The 18542-nt window shown below is 44.3% G+C and carries 22 protein-coding genes and 3 rRNA genes; 9 read left to right on the forward strand and 16 right to left on the reverse strand.

The window, feature by feature from the left end; translation table 11 throughout:
- Positions 1–263: 263 nt before the first annotated feature.
- From QUB10_RS31235 to QUB10_RS31250, 4 genes are all read right to left on the reverse strand, one after another.
- Positions 264–1019, reverse strand: a complete 756-nt coding sequence (locus tag QUB10_RS31235; protein ID WP_333207035.1) for a tRNA(His) guanylyltransferase Thg1 family protein — start codon at positions 1017–1019, stop codon at positions 264–266.
- On the reverse strand, positions 1000–1485 hold the full coding sequence (locus QUB10_RS31240; RefSeq protein WP_333207036.1) for an AAA family ATPase: 486 nt from the start codon (positions 1483–1485) through the stop codon (positions 1000–1002). Before QUB10_RS31240 ends, QUB10_RS31235 begins: the two co-directional genes overlap by 20 nt.
- A gap of 6 nt (positions 1486–1491) precedes the next feature.
- Positions 1492–1965 carry a TspO/MBR family protein gene (locus QUB10_RS31245; protein ID WP_333207037.1) on the reverse strand — a complete coding sequence of 158 codons (474 nt, stop codon included), beginning with the start codon at positions 1963–1965 and terminating at the stop codon, positions 1492–1494.
- 461 nt (positions 1966–2426) lie between these two features.
- Positions 2427–3008 (reverse strand): hypothetical protein, encoded by a 582-nt coding sequence (locus QUB10_RS31250; RefSeq protein WP_333084571.1) that lies wholly within the window; start codon positions 3006–3008, stop codon positions 2427–2429.
- A gap of 365 nt (positions 3009–3373) precedes the next feature.
- Here QUB10_RS31250 and QUB10_RS31255 point away from each other — a divergent pair, with 365 nt between their 5' ends.
- The gene (locus tag QUB10_RS31255; protein ID WP_333052014.1) at positions 3374–3688 is read left to right on the forward strand and encodes a zinc ribbon domain-containing protein; all 315 of its coding nucleotides are present in this window, start codon (positions 3374–3376) and stop codon (positions 3686–3688) included.
- A gap of 136 nt (positions 3689–3824) precedes the next feature.
- Here QUB10_RS31255 and QUB10_RS31260 read toward each other — a convergent pair whose 3' ends face one another.
- The 3 genes from QUB10_RS31260 to QUB10_RS31270 form a co-directional block, all read right to left on the reverse strand.
- Complete coding sequence (locus tag QUB10_RS31260; protein ID WP_333207038.1) at positions 3825–4289, reverse strand: YkvA family protein; 465 nt, start codon at positions 4287–4289, stop codon at positions 3825–3827.
- 49 nt (positions 4290–4338) lie between these two features.
- Positions 4339–5526 (reverse strand): RNA-guided endonuclease TnpB family protein, encoded by a 1188-nt coding sequence (locus QUB10_RS31265; protein ID WP_333207039.1) that lies wholly within the window; start codon positions 5524–5526, stop codon positions 4339–4341.
- Positions 5527–5759: 233 nt separating this feature from the next.
- Positions 5760–6059: a hypothetical protein gene (locus tag QUB10_RS31270; RefSeq protein WP_333207040.1), complete on the reverse strand. Its 300-nt coding sequence runs from the start codon at positions 6057–6059 to the stop codon at positions 5760–5762.
- A gap of 79 nt (positions 6060–6138) precedes the next feature.
- On the opposite strand from QUB10_RS31270, the gene QUB10_RS31275 reads away from it, so the two are divergent.
- Entirely contained in the window at positions 6139–6963 is an 825-nt protein-coding gene (locus QUB10_RS31275) for an NAD-dependent epimerase/dehydratase family protein (RefSeq protein WP_333207041.1), read from the forward strand.
- 97 nt (positions 6964–7060) lie between these two features.
- On the opposite strand, the gene QUB10_RS31280 is transcribed toward QUB10_RS31275, so the two are convergent.
- From QUB10_RS31280 to sufB, 7 genes are all read right to left on the reverse strand, one after another.
- Positions 7061–7693, reverse strand: a complete 633-nt coding sequence (locus tag QUB10_RS31280) for a Uma2 family endonuclease (protein ID WP_333207042.1) — start codon at positions 7691–7693, stop codon at positions 7061–7063.
- A gap of 158 nt (positions 7694–7851) precedes the next feature.
- A complete protein-coding gene (locus tag QUB10_RS31285; protein WP_333207043.1) occupies positions 7852–8280 on the reverse strand; it encodes an Imm1 family immunity protein in 429 nt (142 codons plus the stop codon).
- The gene (locus QUB10_RS31290; RefSeq protein ID WP_333207044.1) at positions 8280–8723 is read right to left on the reverse strand and encodes a deaminase; all 444 of its coding nucleotides are present in this window, start codon (positions 8721–8723) and stop codon (positions 8280–8282) included. Before QUB10_RS31290 ends, QUB10_RS31285 begins: the two co-directional genes overlap by 1 nt.
- Before the next feature lie 140 nt (positions 8724–8863).
- The gene (locus QUB10_RS31295; protein WP_333207045.1) at positions 8864–10126 is read right to left on the reverse strand and encodes a SufS family cysteine desulfurase; all 1263 of its coding nucleotides are present in this window, start codon (positions 10124–10126) and stop codon (positions 8864–8866) included.
- A gap of 215 nt (positions 10127–10341) precedes the next feature.
- Positions 10342–11676: a Fe-S cluster assembly protein SufD gene (sufD, locus tag QUB10_RS31300; RefSeq protein ID WP_333207046.1), complete on the reverse strand. Its 1335-nt coding sequence runs from the start codon at positions 11674–11676 to the stop codon at positions 10342–10344.
- Complete coding sequence (gene sufC, locus QUB10_RS31305; RefSeq protein WP_333051994.1) at positions 11673–12464, reverse strand: Fe-S cluster assembly ATPase SufC; 792 nt, start codon at positions 12462–12464, stop codon at positions 11673–11675. Before sufC ends, sufD begins: the two co-directional genes overlap by 4 nt.
- A 283-nt stretch (positions 12465–12747) precedes the next feature.
- Positions 12748–14190 carry a Fe-S cluster assembly protein SufB gene (gene sufB, locus QUB10_RS31310; protein WP_333207047.1) on the reverse strand — a complete coding sequence of 481 codons (1443 nt, stop codon included), beginning with the start codon at positions 14188–14190 and terminating at the stop codon, positions 12748–12750.
- Between the two features lie 188 nt (positions 14191–14378).
- On the opposite strand from sufB, the gene sufR reads away from it, so the two are divergent.
- From sufR to QUB10_RS31345, 7 genes are all read left to right on the forward strand, one after another.
- On the forward strand, positions 14379–15077 hold the full coding sequence (sufR, locus tag QUB10_RS31315; RefSeq protein WP_333207048.1) for an iron-sulfur cluster biosynthesis transcriptional regulator SufR: 699 nt from the start codon (positions 14379–14381) through the stop codon (positions 15075–15077).
- A gap of 109 nt (positions 15078–15186) precedes the next feature.
- Positions 15187–15594 (forward strand): hypothetical protein, encoded by a 408-nt coding sequence (locus QUB10_RS31320; protein ID WP_333207049.1) that lies wholly within the window; start codon positions 15187–15189, stop codon positions 15592–15594.
- 209 nt (positions 15595–15803) lie between these two features.
- Positions 15804–15920 (forward strand): 5S ribosomal RNA (gene rrf / locus QUB10_RS31325).
- 383 nt (positions 15921–16303) lie between these two features.
- Positions 16304–16420 (forward strand): 5S ribosomal RNA (gene rrf, locus QUB10_RS31330).
- A gap of 395 nt (positions 16421–16815) precedes the next feature.
- Positions 16816–16932 (forward strand): 5S ribosomal RNA (gene rrf / locus QUB10_RS31335).
- 134 nt (positions 16933–17066) lie between these two features.
- The gene (locus QUB10_RS31340) at positions 17067–17366 is read left to right on the forward strand and encodes a type II toxin-antitoxin system HigB family toxin (protein ID WP_333207050.1); all 300 of its coding nucleotides are present in this window, start codon (positions 17067–17069) and stop codon (positions 17364–17366) included.
- Positions 17350–17748, forward strand: a complete 399-nt coding sequence (locus QUB10_RS31345) for a transcriptional regulator (RefSeq protein ID WP_333207051.1) — start codon at positions 17350–17352, stop codon at positions 17746–17748. The genes QUB10_RS31340 and QUB10_RS31345 overlap by 17 nt, the downstream gene beginning before the upstream one ends.
- Positions 17749–17780: 32 nt before the next feature.
- On the opposite strand, the gene QUB10_RS31350 is transcribed toward QUB10_RS31345, so the two are convergent.
- Complete coding sequence (locus QUB10_RS31350) at positions 17781–18191, reverse strand: putative toxin-antitoxin system toxin component, PIN family (protein WP_333207052.1); 411 nt, start codon at positions 18189–18191, stop codon at positions 17781–17783.
- Position 18192: 1 nt separating this feature from the next.
- Complete coding sequence (locus QUB10_RS31355; RefSeq protein ID WP_333207053.1) at positions 18193–18420, reverse strand: hypothetical protein; 228 nt, start codon at positions 18418–18420, stop codon at positions 18193–18195.
- Positions 18421–18542 lie beyond the last annotated feature (122 nt).

Here is an 18542-nt window from a genome sequence, read left to right on the forward strand (position 1 = left end):
GTCCCGCCCGTCCTTTTTGGACGGGCGGGACGCCCATCCCACAAACTTGTGGAAGTTATTTAATTCTCATTCCTAAGAATTCATCAATTGCCACCGGATTTGACAAGGGGAGCATCTCAATGAAAGCAGCCCTCCGCTAGAAATTGAAGTTAGGAGTCAGGAGTCAGGAGCCAGGAGAAAAGAGTCAGAAGGAAGAAGGAAGGAGCCAGAAGAAGTATTTTTACAAATATGAGATGCTCCCTTTGACAAGATATCCTTAATGGTTAATCGCCAACATTTAAAAATTGGTAAATAAATTCTTTGTATTCCTCTTTGACGGGCAGCTCTTCATCGACTTTGAGTCGCCGCCGCACTGCCACAACTTCTTTGCCTTCGATCGGGTTATAACCTGCTTTCTCGTATTTTTCCCAATACAATCCCGTTCCCCGGCGCTGCCAAGCCGGCAGTTCGTTAAAGTTAATTCCGTTTTGAAACAGCAATTCGTTTTTGAAAGCCACCGATTGTTTGTCTAATATAACTGCTGCATTTTCACCCGTTTCGCCATTTTTTCGCAGCATCCAATAACTCCAGCCATTCAAAGCGCAGCGCGCTGCATCTGCTTGGCGCCATAGAAAATAATCTACTACTTGCGATTTGTTTGCTGCAGAACAAATGCGGCTGTCAAAACTGACTGCTGTTTGGGCGGCGCGAGTGAAAGTTGCACTGGCAATACTGGCAGAAATAGAGACAATTTTTTCTAAGCTGCGGTCAAATAAATCCCAATCTGGAGGAAACAAAACTGAGATTTCGTCACTTTCGGTATAAGCGTAAATGCCGTCTAGTTCTGACAGGAGCGCTTTGGCAGTTTCCACCATTAATTCGTGGAATTTTAAGTCGAAAGGCTTATCAAAGCTTGAGGAAGTAAATTTTGAAAAGCTGCGGCCGTCGGCGCGAATTACTGTGTGAGTTCCCGGCAATAAACGCAGGCTGTGAAAATATTCAAGCTCGCGCATTTTTTTTTCAAATGTCTGATTGTCCATGAATAACTTCCTCTGCGGGCCAGGTTTTTACTTCAAAGGTTAAGTTTTCTGCTATTCGGGCCCAAAACAGCCGTGCGAACCCTTCGCCGTAACTGGGCAATACCATTTTTTTTATAGTAGCATAAATTGCTATGTCGGGAACTTGAGATTTGCCAGATCGCTTTTGATTTCGAGCTAAACAGTCGCTGACTGTAGATTCAAAGTAGTAACCGATGATTTGGGCATTATAGGTGCGACCGATATCAATCAGCGGCTTGCGATCGAGAACTTCGGGATTGGTGTTGTCAACTGCGACGGAATGACCTGCTTGCAGTGCATTTTCAATTAATTGAATTTGTCGGCGCGATTTATTTTTATTGTTTGGCATTAAATCTTTGCTGACCAAAACGTGCGTGGCAGCTAAATAGTCGCGAAAAAATGTGCTTTTTCCCGATGCTTGCAATCCCATTAAAATGACTAATTCCATGAGAGGCTAAACATCCGCCGGATTCAGGTGCATCATTACCCAAGTGGTGTAAGTGCCGATCGGGCTCCAAAGTATGTAAGGCAGCAATAACAGGGCGGCAGGCTCGGAAACTTGCAAGACGCTTAAAGCTAGCATTACGCTTAAAATAGCGCCCGTTCCGCCGATTATTGTGCCGACTTTTAGGCTCCTAACTTTGCACATAACCGAGGTGTAAGACATAGTTACTATTTCTAAAAGCAGGTACAAACCCATTCTCAGCCAAGTCTCCTGAGTTCCTGGTTCTTTTTCCCACACAATCACTGCTGACCAAGCTGCACAAATAAAAATTACTGTCCAAATTAGGGGAATTGCTCTTTCAAATACTAGCCATCTCGGACGCTGCAAGCGGTTGAACCATTGGATGTCGCTGGGCGCGATTATGTTAGCAGCTAAAGCTACTACAAAGGCGACTCCTCCAATTACCATCCAGGATTTAATCATTTTTTTACCTTGGGCGAGGTTGACAGGTTCAATTCTGCAGATATTATCTCTAATTTGGGCGATCGCGCAATCTGTCCCTAGTTATACTAGATTGAACCCAGTCGCGAAACCCAACATGAGTTTAAAAGTTATTTAGACTTCTGGGAAACGTTAATTTATTCTCTTCACTTCCCCTTCATAATATAAAAAATGTGACAATCAAGCATCCAGGATACCCGCCACGTGATTCATTCCTTCGCAGACTCAGGATCCAGAAATAAAAAACCTGTATCCGATGAAACTTGCCGAACGTATTTATCTGTGGGGTCAATGCTTCAATTCTAAAATCTAAAATCTAAAATCTAAAATCGATTGACTCTTGCTTCCTCCCCTTGACAAGGGGAGGGATCGAGTCTGCTTTTTAGTAAAATTTACCAGTAAATTGAACAAAAAGTCTCTTAGCCTTTCAAAAAAATCGGCTACTAGCCGAGGCGGTGATGCTGTTCTAATTCTAAACTAGAGTCATCCTCTTTTTTCGGAACCAGAAGCGTATTTTCGCTGCTCGGTTGCAACACGGCTTTAATCACTTGAAGAAAACGGTTAGGCTTTTTGGTTTGACCGTTGAGAGTGCGCCGGTCTTGCACTTTTTTAGAAAGGTGCCTCATCACAGATAAATCGAGTTCATCGATGAAATGGTCTGCTATACGTTCTCCCATTAAATCAATAGCTTCAGCATACTGATCGGTTAGCGTTTCTATGGCATCGTATGCTTCGTCAGCAACTTGACTTGCTACTGTTTTATTTTGGTCGCCCGGTGTCTGGGAATGGCTGCGGCGCCGGTCTAAAAGGCTTTGGTAATCGGCAATGCTCATTCCCAAATTGTAGAGATGGTGGTGAGCGTGATCCATCAAATCTACTTCACTGGGATAGAAGAAACCACGAGTGCTGTTGATGCCGTGCAGTTTTGCCCAACGCCGCAGAGTTGTTTCATCTTGCAGTTGGTATCGCTCCAACATTTGAGCTGTGTTCAGCTCTACTTCTGGCGTAACTTTGAAATCGCTCATCGGTAAATCCTCGCTGGTGAGTAAATAAATAAAATTGAAACTTAGAATCTGTGATTGGCGTACAGTCTGAAAATGACGATCGATCCTTTGACGGCATTCACGGAAGTCTTGCGGGCATTTGCTGTCGATCGTGCGATCGTGCGATCGAGTCAGAGGATTTCAGGGTAGGGTACTTTTGGGCTGTGTCTCGATCGCATCCGGGAGCAAGCACACAGGGTTAATAATATAGCTGATTTAAGGTTTCAACAACCGTTAAAAATAGTAAAGTTTGATTCTTAGGGTTGAATTTTTAGTAATGTTGAGCTATAATATTCTCAATAACCGTGCAATTAGTAATTTTAGTAGTTGCAAACGAGATTCTTAGTATGCCTGTATACGATTATTTGTGTCCCGAAAACAACCAGCAGTTAGAAGTTTGGCACAGCATGAACCTGGAAGTTTCGACTTGGGGCCAACTGTGCGAGTTGGCTAAGCGCGAACCCGGGGAGACTCCCGCAGATGCTCCAGTACGCCGACTGCTGAGCGCTCCGAGGTTGATGAAGCCGACATCGGACACTGATTATAAAAATCAGGGCTTCAGCAAGTACGTGAAGCGGGATGAAGGGGTTTATGAAAATGTCACGGCTAAGGATGGTGAAAGCCGTATTGTCAATCGAGATGGCAAGCCGATTAAAGACTGAACTCGGTAATTGGTAATTGGTAATCGGTAATTGGTAATTATTCCTAATGACTAATGACTACTGACTAATGACTAATGACTAATGACTACTGACTACTGACTACTGACTACTGACTACTGACTACTGACTTCTAATATTATTTGCCAAACCAATCTTTCATTTTTTGTTTTGCTTGTTCTTTAGTATCAGCATTAATGTATACTGAAACAGTAGCTATTGCCGCCAGCAATACTCCTAAATCATCGGTAAATCCGATGCCGACTAATATATCTGGAATGGCATCAACAGGAGATATAAAATAGGTCAAAGCTCCAACTACAACTCCTTTTGCCCAAGCAGGCACGTTTGGGTTATGGGCCGTATAGTAGAGAATCAAAGCTTTTTCAACTACTTCTCTTCCTGCGGTTAAAGCAAAGTTTTTAAGTTTAGCCCAAAAACTTTCATCTGAATAGTTAATTTGGGGGTTGCTGAGGTGTGTTGTGGTTTCTCTTCGGTCGATCACATCGAGAGGAATGCCCTTAGTTTTAAGCTGGTAAACAGCAGAATTGAAAGATGCTGAAACCTGATTTTTATTGGGCGCGGCCTCCCGTATTTGTTTCATGTCTGCGTTGACATCCACCCCGCCCTATAAGGGCGAGGATTCCTAAGACTCACGACTTAGGTTTCTGCTTCTGTCCCCTAGGGAGTTTCGCACCAGCCTTAACAGATTTACTCTGTTGGGGTCTTACAGTCGCTCCACAGACTGAAACGGCAAGCCCTGCCGCCAAAATGTTCTTCGCCGCATTGATATCACGATCATGGTGCGTCCCACAACTAGGACAATCCCATTCCCGAATATTCAACGGCAACTTGTCAACGATGTGTCCGCAATTTCCACATCGTTTAGAACTCGGAAACCAGCGGTCAATCTTAACTAAAGTGCGACCATACCAATCACACTTGTAGTCAAGTTGTCTGACCAATTCGCCCCAACTTGCATCACTTATAGAAGCGGCAAGTTTGGGGTTTTTAATCATATTCTTCACAGCTAAGTCTTCTACGGCGATGGTTTGGTTTTCACGCACCAACCGCGTCGTTAACTTGTGAAGATAGTCTTTTCTTGCATCAGTAATTTGTTGATGCACTTTCGCTACTTTGAGCCGTGCTTTGTAACGGTTATTTGATCCCTTTTGCTTACGGATTAAAGCTTTCTGCGCTCTTCTGAGCTTGCGATACTTTGTCTTAAATCCTTTGGGATTGGCAATCTTTTCACCAGTGCTTAAAGCAAGCAAGCTTGTAATTCCCAAGTCAATACCGACTTGATCACCTGTTTTGGGTAACTTTTCAATTTCAACATCTACCAGCAGAGAAACTGACCACCTGCCTGATGGTGCAAGCTTTACTGTAATAGTTGATGGTGTCGCACCATTAGGTAATGTCCGGCTCCAGCGAATTGGCAATGCTTGGGTGCTTTTTGCTAGGTAGACTTGTCCATCCCTAAATTTGAACGCTGACTTAGTGAATTCTGCACTACCACCATTGCGTTTCTTTTTGAAGTTAGGATATTTTGCCCGTCCATCAAAAAAGTTGGTATAAGCCGCTTGTAAATGTCTCAAGCATTGTTGCAATGGCACGCAGCTAACTTCGTTAAGAAAATCTAGTTCTTCAGTTTTCTTCCATTCGGTTAACATTGAAGAAGTCTCAGCATACCCTACCCGTTTCTGTTCTGTGTACCAAGCTTCAGTTCTTACTGCTAAAGCACGGTTGTAGACTAAACGGGCGCAACCCAAAGTACGTCGCAACAAACTTTCTTGTTCTGGCGTTGGGTAGAATCGGTAGCTGAAGGCTTTTAATGTCATATTTACCTTAAATGTGCTGCTTTACATAATAGCACGTCTTATGTGAAATAGTACGTCTTAACAAATATCTATGTAAAGCCGTCCTACAAGGACGGGGTTTCAGACCCATTTTCCTTGATGAATTCCTGCATGGCTTGGATTTGCAAGTCGGAAACCGCTAGCAGTTTTTTGGCTGATTGGATCGCTTCGTTTTCTGCGGGATGCAGCGTCTTATTTGCCCCAGCAATGTTAATTTAAAAATACATCACTCCCAAACGCAGCGGTTCTTCTGACTGGCTGAGTGTTTGCAAACAGTCGCTGAGTGATGGGGGACTGGCTGTGTAGGATTGGATTTGAGTTTTTGCAGAGTCAGAAAATTTGTCTAAATTTATGGTTTTAAACAACAAATCTAGTTCGTCAATATCAACGGAACCATCCGCGGCTGCGATCGCAAACAAAGAACCATAAAAAGCTAAAAGTTCGCTTTCTGAGGATGTGGCAAAAATATCTCTCTCGGACACGATGCTACTCCGATCGATAACGACGCTTTGCATTTTACCACAAAAGTCAGCGGGCCATGATTGCAGAAACCGGCAATAATTTGAGAGAGCATGACACAATGGAGAATTTTTTATGAAAGTTGCGATCGTCGGCTGCGGCTATGTGGGTACTGCGACAGCCAAACATTTACGCCACAAATCTGATTGTACCGTGACGGCGACAACTACCACGGCGACGCGAGTAGTTGAGTTGGAGGGAGTCGCGCAGCGGGTAGCCGTGATCAAAGGAAATGACAAAGATGCAATGACGGCTGTACTGCAAGAACAAGATGCTGTTATGCTGTGCGTCGGTGCTCCAAATCCTCATACTTATCGGGAAAGTTATATAGATACTGCGACAACTTTAGTATCGGTTTTACAGCAGATACCGACAGTAAAGCAGGTTATTTATACGGGTACTTATTCTGTGTATGGCGATCGCCAAGGTGAATTGGTAAATGAAGAATCCCCCGTCGCGCCTGCTAATCCAAACGGTGAAATTCTCGCAGAAACAGAACAGGTTTTATTAGCAGCATCTAGTCCCAATCTTCAAGTCTGCATTCTCCGTTTGGGAGGAATTTATGGGCCAGGGCGAGAATTAGTTAAAATCTTTAGAGGCTGGGCTGGGAGCACTCGTCCCGGTAGGGGTGAAGATGCTACTAATTGGGTGCATCGAGATGATATTGTTGGGGGGTTAACCTTTGCTTTGGAAAATCGATTGCAGGGAATTTACAATTTAGTCGGGGATGTGTCGCTATCCAGTGGTGAATTACTCGATCGCATTTTTGAAGCTAATAATTTGCCTAAAGTTTCTTGGGATGGAAGTCCTAGCGTGCGGCCTTATAATGCTAGGGTGTCGAATCAAAAGATTAAGGCGGCTGGTTATCAGTTTGTTTATCCTGAAATTAGGGAGTTTTAGTTGGGCGATCGCTCTTTTGTTAAACCGCATATTTTTCACAGGCGGGACGCCCGTGCCACAATGAACGCGGATGGACGAAAGGGCGATATTCACCGCTTTAGATTTTTTCCCTAACCCAAATTCTAAATGATTTCAGTAATGCAATTTCTCCCATTGTTTTAGTCTGCTCAAAAAACCTACTCATTTCTGTTGATGATAAAAAGGGAAAAGCAATACTGAAATTGCATTCAACATACTCCTCGGAAGCTAACTGATAAAATTTTAAAACTCGCCCGTTATATCTCCAGAGTTCGGGTACGCCAAGTGCCGAGTAAATTCCTGACTTATTAATTGAACTGCTGGTAATATCTATTTCAATTGCCAAGTCGGGCGGTGGGGCAGTTTCTAAGTCTAGTTCTTGCCTGCCTCTGACTGCTGGTTCACTTTGAATATAATAACAATTGTCAGGTTCTATACCCTTTTTAGCCTGTTCTTGCTTGAGAGTCATTGAGCCAGCACTTTTGATTTCAATGCCGAGTTCTTCTGCTAAAATGAAAATGAAGCGATCGGACTGAATCTTGGGATTTTCATGTTCGTATAAAGGACTCATAATTTCCAACATCCCGTTATCATAAGCTATGCGATAACCTCGGCGATTGCCTATTTCTTTGAGCAACGTTTCAAAGGTTGACCAGCTAATGTTTTCTAGCAGTGTTCTCTGTTCGGCTAAACTTGAAGTAGTAGCAATCATCTCAAAATCTCCTTGAGCTGAGAAAACTCTAGTTTTATTTTACCACAGGCCCAGATACTATCAAAAAGGGGGTTCTTTTTTTGAACCGCAGATGCAGGCGGATAGACGCGGATGAACGCGGATGTCAGAAAGGGCGATCGCAATTCACTTAGGTTGTGTTAAATCTTATTTGATGACACCGCGAATTCTTTCTCTTCTTCCCAAGACAGTGATATTTGAAGTTGTCCTGATACTGTAAATGTTTGAGCGGCCAACAGGGCCGTCTCTAAATTTACACACATCCTGGCAGAATAATTACCTTCTTGTCCGCCGACAACTAGCTTTTCTATTGCATCTGGTTTTGATGGATCTACTAAATTATGGAAGCTAACGTTATCAAAAGTTACGTTAACAATATATTTGCCGGATTCGCCGCCACCAATGCTCATATAACACTCGTCATCTGCACCCAAGGTAACTAAAGTTTTAGTTTTCCCATTTAACTCGCGGATGGCTTGTTCTATTTGACTCCAAGTAGGACTTTCTATTAAGTCACCTTCATCCTGGTTGCCCACCCAATTTTCTGCTGATAGGTTTAACACAAACATTATCGCCTCCTTGTATTTGGGGGTTTAACGGTTATTGTTTTACTTCCATTGGGAGTAATAATTTCTAATTCTTCTATATTTAACTGCCAAGCCATAGAGTTTACTCCACCTCTTAAGCCGCAGGCTGCACAAAGTTCGCGATCGCAAATCAAACGTGCTTTACCTCCTCTAATTCCCGCATCGGCTGCTTGTTGAAAAGCATCGGCTTCAGCGTGGGTTTTGGTGATAGGATTGACATTAAAGGTTATTTGCCGACGATTGGGGTTGCTGCCAGAGTTGATGCCAAAAAAACTTTGACCCGCTATTTCTAGTTTAGCTATGGTTGATTTATCGGTTTCGCTGCCAGCCATTGGTAAACCTAGGCTTTGTCTATATGAACCTAGTTCATCAAACACACTTTGTATTTTTGCCTTTCCTTTGGGTTGACAGCCCAATTTTACCACATTGCGTTCGGGTTTTGGGATTTGGGATTGTGATCGCTCTCTTCTTCATCCGCGTTCATCAGCGTCTATCCGCCTGCATCTGCGGTAAAAAAAAGGGCGATCGCTTCTCAATTTCTACCCGCGCACCATCACCCACCAAATTATCCCATAATCCCCGCAAAAAAGTCGATCGTCTCTTTCAACGCTTTCACAAACACATCAATCTCCTCGCGAGTATTGTAAAAATACAAACTCGCCCGCGCCGTAGATGAAACGTTCAAATAGCGGTGCAAAGCTTGCGTGCAGTGATGCCCGGAACGAATCGCGACTCCCTCCTGATCTAACATGGTAGACAAGTCTTGAGGGTGAATTTCTCCGGCGGTAAATGCCGCTAATGCAGCCCTACCTTCACCGTTGCTGTCTGGTTGTGGCCCGTAAATTTTGATTTCGGGAATTTGCCGCAATTGTTGGAACATATAAGCATTCAATTCTGCTTCGCAAGCGTGAATCTTATCCATGCCAATGTTACTAAGATAATCGATTGCTGCACCGAGGGCGATCGCCTCTCCGATTGCAGGCGTGCCGGCCTCAAATTTGTGCGGCAAATCGGCATAGGTGGAATAATCTAGAAACACGTCAGCAATCATCTCGCCGCCGCCGAAAAACGGAGGCATTTCTCTCAGCAAGTCCAGTTTACCGTACAGAAAACCGATGCCAGTCGGAGCGCACATTTTGTGACCGGAAGCAACCAGCCAATCGCAATCTATTGCTTGCACGTCTACTATCATGTGCGGCACGCTTTGGCAAGCATCTATTAAAACTCTTGCGCCGAAACTGTGGGCAATTTTGCAGATTTCTTTGACTGGACTGATGCAGCCCAAAGTATTAGAAACGTGAACGGTTGACACCAATTTAGTTTTATGGGAAATCAGCGTTTTAAACTGTTCCAAATCAAACTCGTTAGTTTCCGTTAACTCGACAAACTTCAGCACCGCACCGGTTCTTTGAGCCATCATTTGCCAGGGAACGAGATTGCTGTGGTGTTCCATCACCGACAGGATAATTTCATCTCCGGCTTGCAGATTGCTCAAACCCCAAGAATAAGCAACCAAATTAATCGCTTCGGTGGCGTTGCGAGTGTAAACAATTTCTTGCCGCGACGCGGCATTGACAAAAGCAGCAACTTTGTCTCTAGCACCTTCGTAAGCATCAGTGGCTTTGGCACTGAGAGTGTGAGCGCCACGGTGGACGTTTGCATTGTATTGTCCGTAGTAATCACGCCAAGCGTTGAGCACAGCTAGGGGTTTTTGAGAAGTAGCTGCATTGTCTAAATAAACTAGCGGTTTACCGTTAACTTTTTCATTCAAAATAGGGAAGTCGCCGCGAACTTTTGATGCAAGTGTTTTTTCTTGAATAAGTGTCATAAATTTCAGGAGTTAGTATTGTTGTGAAACAGGATATTAGGGCTATTGTCCAAGTCGGATATCCCCCTAAATCCCCCTTATTAAGGGGAGTAGGGGTTGACTTTGAGAATACTCTTGTCCCCCCCCCTTATTAAGGGGAGTAGGGGTTGGCTAGGGGGGATCTCCGGGTTGGATTACAAAGTTTGAAAACACCCCCCAGTCTGTTGCTAATTCTTTTATCCTTGGATAGCGACGCAGGTAGAAAGCATTTTCGCCACCCCAAGAATCGGTAATTGATTGAGCATTTCCGCCGCAAAAGCATCGATTAGCAAATAGCGACTTCTTTCTAAATCCAAACCGCGACTTTGCAAGTAGAAAAGTTCATCATCTTCTAATTGACTGACTGTTGCACCGTGGGAACATTTAACGTTGTCGGCGACAATTTCCAACTGTGGTTTGGTGTCTACGCGAGCTCTTGGCGACAACAACAAATTCCGGCTCAATTGTCCGGCATCTGTCAATTGTGCCGCTTTGCGAACGAAAACTTTGCCGTTAAATACAGCGCGAGCTTTGTTACCGATAATGCACTTGTGCAATTGGCGGCTTGTACCGTGGGGGTGATTGAAATCGATTAAACTGTGAGTGTCTGATAACTGTTCGCCAAAGGCTACAGTTAAACCATTTAGAGTTGTTTCAGTGGCTTCGCCGCGCTGAAATACTTCTAAATTGTGCCGCGATATTTTGCCTCCCAAACTGATAGCATGACAAGTGTAACGGCTATTACGAGATTGCTCGATCGCACTTTTGCCGATATGAACAACCTCCCCACCTTCCCGCTGAAGCCGAACGTGGTTCACAGTGGCGTTTTCGCCGACAATAACATCCGTTACAGCATTAGTAAATGCAGCGACATTACCGATAGTTGCGTAATCTTCAACCAGCGTGACATTGCTTCCAGGCTCAGCTATGACCAAGCAGTGTGGCTGGGACATCGTGGGAGATGCACCTGGCGCTGTCAGGAACAGCAAGTGAATCGGAAGTTCGATCAACATATTGGCCGGCACGAACACCACCGCAGAATCCGCCAAACCCGCAGTATTCAGCGCGGTAAACACCTCAGTTTGCTGTCTGTGCTTGCTCAAAACATCGCTGATGCGCCCTTGATATTTTTCGGGTACATTGGATAGATTACCTGCGTAAAAGTCGATCGGCAAATTCGGCAAATTCACCGTTGATAAATCCGGTGCATAAAAACCGTTGACAAATACCAATCTTAATGGTAAATCATCCCGATTTTTCACTGGCATAATGATATCAGCCAGCTTAACTTTTGACTGATTGCTCTGGGGTATATGAAAAGGAATTTGCAACACCGACGACAAATCAGTAAAGCGCCATTCTTCATCCCTCACCGTCGGAAAAGTCGAAGAAAGCACGTATTGAGTCGCCACATCCCGCAAATCCTGCAACCCGTAAGCAGAACTTTCGTTATTAGCTGCGCCCAACTTGCCGCACTGATTCACCAAATCAGTCAAAAACATTTCCCTACTAGCAACTTGCGTATTCATCATCGCGCGCCTACTCCTGCTGCTTCCTCTTCCACAACCCAGTCATAACCGCGCTCTTCCAATTCCAGCGCCAACTCTTTCGGGCCAGTCAAGATAATTCTGCCCGCTTCCATGACGTGAATAAAATCAGGAATAATGTAATTCAGCAACCGCTGATAGTGAGTAATCACCAACATCGAATTCTCAGCAGTTGACAACTGATTCACACCGCCGGCGACAATCTTGAGAGCATCGATATCCAAACCCGAATCAGTCTCGTCCAAAATAGCTAATTTCGGTTCCAACAAAGCCATTTGCAAAATTTCATTCCGCTTTTTCTCGCCACCGGAAAAACCCTCATTAACACTGCGGCCTAAAAAAGAATCATTCATCTTGACAATATCCAGCTTGTCCTCGATTAAATCTTGGAAATCAAAAGCATCCAATTCTTCCAAGCCGCGATGTTTGCGGTGAGCATTGTAAGCCACGCGCAAGAAATCCAGATTGCTAACGCCGGGAATTTCTAAAGGATATTGGAAAGCTAGGAACACGCCAGCTAAAGAGCGTTCTTCCGGCGCTAATTCCAGCAAATTTTGACCCAGAAAAGTAACTTCTCCGCCCGTTACTGTATAAGCAGGATGGCCTGCTAATATCTTGGATAAAGTGCTTTTTCCCGAACCGTTCGGGCCCATAATCGCGTGAATTTCACCCGATTTAATTTCCAGATTCAAACCCTTAAGGATTTGGGTATCTTCCACATTCGCAGTTAAATCGCGGACGGATAGCACCACTTGACTATTTTCAACAATCATCTATTTTTGTCCTTTTCCTCAATGCAGTTTACAGTTTTTTCTTTCTTGTTTCTAGGCTGTGCCGATTGGTGAGAATTTAACGTTAAACCGATAGTCCGCCAGGGAATGAATTCCCTGTCTCAAAGCTAAAGTCCTCTGAAGAGGACTGAGAAGAAAAATTTTAAACTCATTAGTCCTGTTTAGAGGAGTTTAGCTATTAGCCAAGGAATTCATTCCCTGGCGGACGGGGAGCTTAAGTTGTCACCGATGGACTCGGCCTGGAAGGGTTTATCGGTCGCGAAAATTATCCGACACTTCCTTCCAGTTTCAGACTCAACAGCTTATCAGCTTCCGCCGCAAATTCCATCGGTAACTGATTGAAAACATCTTTACAGAAACCGCTAATCATCATCGAAATAGCATTTTCTGCGGAAATTCCCCGCTGTGCGAAGAAGAACAATTGCTCTTCCCCAATCTTAGAAGTAGAAGCTTCGTGTTCCACTTTAGCAGTATGGTTCTGCACTTGAATATAAGGGAAAGTATTCGCTTGAGCGTTGTCGCCAATCAGCATGGAATCGCACTGAGAGTAATTACGAGAGCCTTTAGCATTCAGCCCCATTTTTACCAAACCGCGATAGCTGTTGGATGAATTTCCCGCAGAAATGCCCTTAGAAATAATCGTGCTGCGAGTGTTTTTGCCAACGTGGATCATTTTGGTTCCGGTGTCAGCTTGCTGTTTGTTGTTTGTCAACGCTACCGAGTAGAATTCGCCTACTGAGTTATCACCGACTAACACGCAACTGGGATATTTCCAAGTAATCGCGGAACCGGTTTCTACTTGTGTCCAAGAAATCTTAGAATTGACTCCTTGACACAAACCCCGTTTCGTCACGAAGTTGTAAATGCCGCCTTTGCCGTTGGCGTCGCCGGCGTACCAGTTTTGCACTGTGGAGTATTTGATATCGGCATTGTCCATTGTTACCAATTCGACTACGGCGGCGTGCAGTTGATTGGTGTCAAACATCGGCGCGGTGCAGCCTTCTAGGTAAGATACAGAACTGTTTTCTTCTGCAACAATTAGGGTGCGCTCGAACTGGCCGGAATCTCCGTTGTTGATGCGGAAATAGGTTGACAATTCCATTGGGCATTTGACGCCTTTGGGAATGTAAACAAAGGAACCGTCGCTGAATACGGCGGAGTTGAGGGCTGCGAAAAAGTTGTCGCCGACTGGTACGACGCTGCCGAGATATTTTTCTATTAGTTCGGGATAATCTTTGACGGCTTCTGAAATGGAACAGAAAATAACACCATCTTTGGCTAACTTTTCTCTAAATGTTGTGGCAATTGAAACGCTGTCGAAAACGGCATCGACGGCAACATTTCCGAGCCGCTTTTGTTCGGAGAGGGGAATGCCGAGTTTCTCGAAGGTTTCTAGCAGTGTCGGGTCTACTTCGTCCAAACTGTTGAGCTTTTTGGGCTTTTGTTTGGGCGCGGAATAGTAGATAATTTGTTGGTAGTCGATCGCGGGATAGTTGACGTGGGGCCAGGTGGGCTCGGTCATTGTCAGCCACTTCCGGTATGCTTTGAGGCGGAATTGCAGCATGAATTCCGGTTCGTTTTTCTTGGCGGAAATCAGGCGGACTACATCTTCGCTCAAGCCGCGGGGGATGGTGTCTGACTCGATGTCGGTGACGAAACCGTATTTATACGGCTGGTTGACTAAGGTTTTGACTGTGGTAGAACTCATTATTTTGCGTGTTCAGTGTTCTAGATAATGCTCTCTGGATGGCAGACGGGGCAATGCCTGTCTGGGCTTGAGCGAGTTCTGCTGGACTGCTCTGGGAAGTTAAACAACAGATTTGTTGCTTTACTATATTTTAAGCTACATTAACAATAGTGATATTGTCAAAGTCAAATTAATAATTTTTTGTGAAGATGATGGAGACTACTCAGCAGACTTCCACGAAACAAGACATCCTGCAATATTTGCTCAAGGGGGGGCAGGGGACGGCTCTTGAGTTGGCGGAGTCTTTGGATATCAGTCCGCAGGCGATTCGCCGTCACTTGAAGGATTTGGAAGCGGAGGGGCTGATTCAGTATCAGTCGGTTCAGGCTGGGATGGGGCGGCCGCAGCACATTTATGAGCTTACCAGTCAGGGGCGCGATCGATTCCCGAATCGTTACGGTGATTTTGCTGTCTCTTTTCTGGATACGTTGGCGGAAACCGTCGGCCGCGAGCAAGTGATTACTATCTTGCAAAAACAGTGGCAGCGCAAGGCGACGGAGTATCGGCGGCTGGTGGGTGCGGGTTCGCTGCAAGAGAGGGTGACTAAGTTAATGGAACTCCGCAGGGCTGAAGGTTATATGGCTGAGTGTTATCCTGTAGAATCTGTAGAGGTTGGGATGTGCGATCGCGCTGGTTTGGGCGATCGATTTGTGTTGATGGAACACAATTGCGCGATTTCTAATGTTGCTGAAACTTTTCCGAGTGTCTGCGGTAATGAGTTGGAAATGTTTGCAGCGGTTTTGCCGGATTGTATTGTGGAGCGGACTCACTGGATTATTGATGGGGAACACCGCTGCGGTTATTTGATTGCAAGGAAGAAGGAAGAAGTTCGGCAACGGATTTTGTAACGGATGTAACGGATGTCACGGATGAAAGTTCGACAACGGATGAGTGTAACGGATGTCACGGATGTCAGGGATTACCAATTACCGATTAGCAATTACCAATTTTTAATATATGGAACCGCTAGCAGATTTTTTAAAGCCGGAAGAGTGTGCGGAAGTTGATATGGCGCTGCTGTCGTCGAAGGAAAAGTTTTCGGCGCGGGTGGCAATTTATGCTTTGAGGGTGCTCAAGCAAATTGCTGGGGAGACTGGGAAGCCGATGGCTGAGGTGACTAATGGACAGGTGATGGATTGGATTAAGAATGATGAGAGTATTAAAGGGTCGATCGAACTTGATGCTAGTTTTGAAAACTTTTTTACGAATTTGGTAATTGCGTCTTTGCGGCCTCTGAGGCAAATTGCGACAGAATCTGAAAGCCCGATCGAACAATTAACAGTTAAGCAGGTTGTGGCGTGGTTTGTGAAGGACGGGAAGATTCGCAGAGAACAGGGAACCGAGGCGGCTTTTTTGGACTTGTGAGTTAAAGGTCGATCGCTCCCACTGGCAAATAATACGTCAAACTCGGCTATTGGGGGCGGTTTCGGGCGATCGAAAAAAAACTTTTGACAAAGGGGTTGACAGACTAGGGAAAACTTGATAAGGTAATTAAGTCGAGCGAAAGAGATGCAGCGCATCAAACTTAGCATTAAGCTAAACGCAGACACAGGATTAAAAGTTTGAAAAGCTTTCCTGGTGCTTATGATGTAATGGAACCACTCCGATCCATCCCGAACTCGGTTGTTAAACGTTGCTATGGCGAAGATACTCGGCGGGTCACTGCCCGGTAAAATAGCTCAGTGCCAGGTTAATAATAAATTAAAGCTCTTTTCCCGCAACAACGGAAAAGGGCTTTAGTTTTTTGGTGAGTTATTAAGCATCTACACCACAGCAAGTCTGGGGTCATTTGTAGAAATCTCAATATTCTGGGCCAGGAACAGATTTTGGGTCGATCGAACTTGATGCAAGTTTTGAAAACTTTTTTACGAATTTGGTAATTGCGTCTTTGCGGCATGAGAGGCAAATTGTGACAGAAGCTCGGCTATTGGGGGGGGTTTCGGGCGATCGAAAAAAAGTTTTGACAAAGGGGTTGACAGCCTAGGGAAAACTTGATAAGGTAATTAAGTCGAGCAAAAGAGATGCAGCGCATCAAGCTTAATGCAGACACAGGATTAAAAGTTTTCAAAGCTTTCCTGGTGCTTATGATGTAATGGAACCACTCCGATCCATCCCGAACTCGGTTGTTAAACGTTGCTATGGCGAAGATACTCGGCGGGTCACTGCCCGGTAAAATAGCTCAGTGCCAGGTTAATAATAAATTAAAGCTCTTTTCCCGCAACAACGGAAAAGGGCTTTAATTTTTTGGTGAGTTATTCGTCATCTACACAACAGCAAGTCTTGGGCCATTTGTAGAAATCTCAATATTCTAGGCCAGGAACAGATTTTGGGTCGATCGAACTTGATGCAAGTTTTGAAAACTTTTTTACGAATTTGGTAATTGCGTCTTTGCGGCATGAGAGGCAAATTGCGGCAGAAGCTCCGCTATTGGAGGCTGTTTCGGGCGATCGAAAAAAAATTTTGACTTTGGGGTTGACAGACTAGGGAAAACTTGATACAGTAATTAAGTCGAGCGAAAGAGATGCAGCGCATCAAGCTTAGAATTAAGCTAAACGCAGACACAGGATTAAAAGTTTTCAAAGCTTTCCTGGTGCTTATGATGTAATGGAACCACTCCGATCCATCCCGAACTCGGTTGTTAAACGTTGCTATGGCGAAGATACTCGGCGGGTCACTGCCCGGTAAAATAGCTCAGTGCCAGGTTAATAATAAATTAAAGCTCTTTTCCCGCAACAACGGAAAAGGGCTTTAGTTTTTGCGGACTTACAGATGTTTATAATATGACAAATGCGTAAGTCCAGAACAAAATCTGGTGTAGTTGGGAAAACAAGGGTGAAATGCGTGTTATCAGCCGAAAAATCCTGCGAGATTTCTGTGAAAGCCATGCGGATTCCTGCGATGCACTTTATGACTGGTATAGAGTTTCAAGTAAAGCGGAATGGCAGAACCTAATTGATGTTCAGCAGATTTATCCAAAAGCTGAGTCAGTCGGAAATTTTACTGTATTTAATATTAAGGGAAATCGATATCGGCTGATTGTTGATTTGGTTTATGTTTCTCAAAGAATCTACATCAAATATGTTCTGACTCACGCTGAGTATGATAAGGATGAGTGGAAAAATGATCCGTACTTTTGATGCAAAATCTTATACAGATTTACTTGTTCGGTATCAACCAAAACCGATCGCAAATGAGGCAGAAAACGAGGCCGCGATCGCTCTCGCTTGCGAACTGGAACACCGCCCTATGCGATCGCTGGAGGAAGAGCTATTTCTGGAGCTTTTGATAACGCTGATTGAAAAATTTGAATCTGAAAATTATCCGATTCCTGCAGGAAATGCTGGTTCAATGTTGCAACATTTAATGGATGCGAGAAATTTGGACAAATCTGATTTGATTCCTGTTTTGGGAAGCGAAACAGATGTTGATAAAGTTTTTGTTAGCGGAAGGGCGATCGAAATAGATGAAGCCAGAAAATTAGCCGATTTTTTCCACGTTGATATTAATTTGTTTCTCTAATCGCGATCGGTAACTCGTATTCCAAATCAAAACTACTCAGGTTCGATCGTCTTCAAAAACTCGTCTGCTGTGATTACTACCACACCACGAAATGGGTGCAATACGAGCAAATCCCTGTCACCAGTGATGATATAGTTCGCTTCTCCATTTAATGCCAACTCCAAAACCTTGTCATCTTTTGGATCGCGACACTCTTGCACCTTCTCAATTATCTCTACTAGAACTGCCCTGTCCACCAAGGCTGCTAAAAATTCCTCCCTTTCTTCACTTGTGACATACCGATTAAATTTTTCGCGACCCAATACCTCATTCAATTCTTCTAGCAGTTCAAGTGATAGTAACACCTCTCCGTTTGCTAAAGCATATCGAAGGGCGCGATCGGGTTTACTGTTGTCAAACAGAATCGCACTGATGATTGCATTTGTATCAAAAACGTAGCGCATCTTACTCATCAAAAAGAATTGAATCCAAAATTTCTGGGGTCAATCCTCGCGATTGAGCATTCCGACTCATCTCACTCATTACCTCCTCTAGGGGTCTTTTGCGTCGAATTGCATCACTAAGTTTTAGGCTAAGTAATGCCTCTAATTTACGACGCTCTTCTTCGGAAGCAGCCTCAAATAGCTTAGCAACTTCAGTATTAACGCGAATTGCGATCGTTTTGGTTTGCATGATGGTTATGTGATGTTTTAATGACTGTTTTCAAATAAGCTAGAATGTAAGGATTCAGGTCTTTGATTAAGGAATGAGAGAAGGCATGGAAAAGTTACAAGTATGGGCAAATATCGCATCAC

This window comes from Microcoleus sp. B5-D4 (genome assembly GCF_036705145.1).
Classification (GTDB): domain Bacteria; phylum Cyanobacteriota; class Cyanobacteriia; order Cyanobacteriales; family Microcoleaceae; genus Microcoleus.

What these genes read in the sequence shown, in the direction of transcription:
- QUB10_RS31340 (WP_333207050.1), top strand. Translation starts at nt 17,067, where the DNA reads ATGCGTGTTATCAGCCGAAAAATCCTGCGAGATTTCTGTGAAAGCCAT.
- QUB10_RS31245 (WP_333207037.1), bottom strand. Translation starts at nt 1,965, where the DNA reads ATGATTAAATCCTGGATGGTAATTGGAGGAGTCGCCTTTGTAGTAGCT.
- QUB10_RS31320 (WP_333207049.1), top strand. Translation starts at nt 15,187, where the DNA reads ATGGAACCGCTAGCAGATTTTTTAAAGCCGGAAGAGTGTGCGGAAGTT.
- QUB10_RS31265 (WP_333207039.1), bottom strand. Translation starts at nt 5,526, where the DNA reads ATGACATTAAAAGCCTTCAGCTACCGATTCTACCCAACGCCAGAACAA.
- QUB10_RS31270 (WP_333207040.1), bottom strand. Translation starts at nt 6,059, where the DNA reads ATGCAAAGCGTCGTTATCGATCGGAGTAGCATCGTGTCCGAGAGAGAT.
- QUB10_RS31280 (WP_333207042.1), bottom strand. Translation starts at nt 7,693, where the DNA reads ATGATTGCTACTACTTCAAGTTTAGCCGAACAGAGAACACTGCTAGAA.
- QUB10_RS31350 (WP_333207052.1), bottom strand. Translation starts at nt 18,191, where the DNA reads ATGCGCTACGTTTTTGATACAAATGCAATCATCAGTGCGATTCTGTTT.
- sufR (WP_333207048.1), top strand. Translation starts at nt 14,379, where the DNA reads ATGATGGAGACTACTCAGCAGACTTCCACGAAACAAGACATCCTGCAA.
- QUB10_RS31240 (WP_333207036.1), bottom strand. Translation starts at nt 1,485, where the DNA reads ATGGAATTAGTCATTTTAATGGGATTGCAAGCATCGGGAAAAAGCACA.
- QUB10_RS31285 (WP_333207043.1), bottom strand. Translation starts at nt 8,280, where the DNA reads ATGTTTGTGTTAAACCTATCAGCAGAAAATTGGGTGGGCAACCAGGAT.
- QUB10_RS31355 (WP_333207053.1), bottom strand. Translation starts at nt 18,420, where the DNA reads ATGCAAACCAAAACGATCGCAATTCGCGTTAATACTGAAGTTGCTAAG.
- QUB10_RS31295 (WP_333207045.1), bottom strand. Translation starts at nt 10,126, where the DNA reads ATGACACTTATTCAAGAAAAAACACTTGCATCAAAAGTTCGCGGCGAC.
- QUB10_RS31260 (WP_333207038.1), bottom strand. Translation starts at nt 4,289, where the DNA reads ATGAAACAAATACGGGAGGCCGCGCCCAATAAAAATCAGGTTTCAGCA.
- sufC (WP_333051994.1), bottom strand. Translation starts at nt 12,464, where the DNA reads ATGATTGTTGAAAATAGTCAAGTGGTGCTATCCGTCCGCGATTTAACT.
- sufB (WP_333207047.1), bottom strand. Translation starts at nt 14,190, where the DNA reads ATGAGTTCTACCACAGTCAAAACCTTAGTCAACCAGCCGTATAAATAC.
- sufD (WP_333207046.1), bottom strand. Translation starts at nt 11,676, where the DNA reads ATGATGAATACGCAAGTTGCTAGTAGGGAAATGTTTTTGACTGATTTG.
- QUB10_RS31250 (WP_333084571.1), bottom strand. Translation starts at nt 3,008, where the DNA reads ATGAGCGATTTCAAAGTTACGCCAGAAGTAGAGCTGAACACAGCTCAA.
- QUB10_RS31235 (WP_333207035.1), bottom strand. Translation starts at nt 1,019, where the DNA reads ATGGACAATCAGACATTTGAAAAAAAAATGCGCGAGCTTGAATATTTT.
- QUB10_RS31255 (WP_333052014.1), top strand. Translation starts at nt 3,374, where the DNA reads ATGCCTGTATACGATTATTTGTGTCCCGAAAACAACCAGCAGTTAGAA.
- QUB10_RS31275 (WP_333207041.1), top strand. Translation starts at nt 6,139, where the DNA reads ATGAAAGTTGCGATCGTCGGCTGCGGCTATGTGGGTACTGCGACAGCC.
- QUB10_RS31345 (WP_333207051.1), top strand. Translation starts at nt 17,350, where the DNA reads ATGATCCGTACTTTTGATGCAAAATCTTATACAGATTTACTTGTTCGG.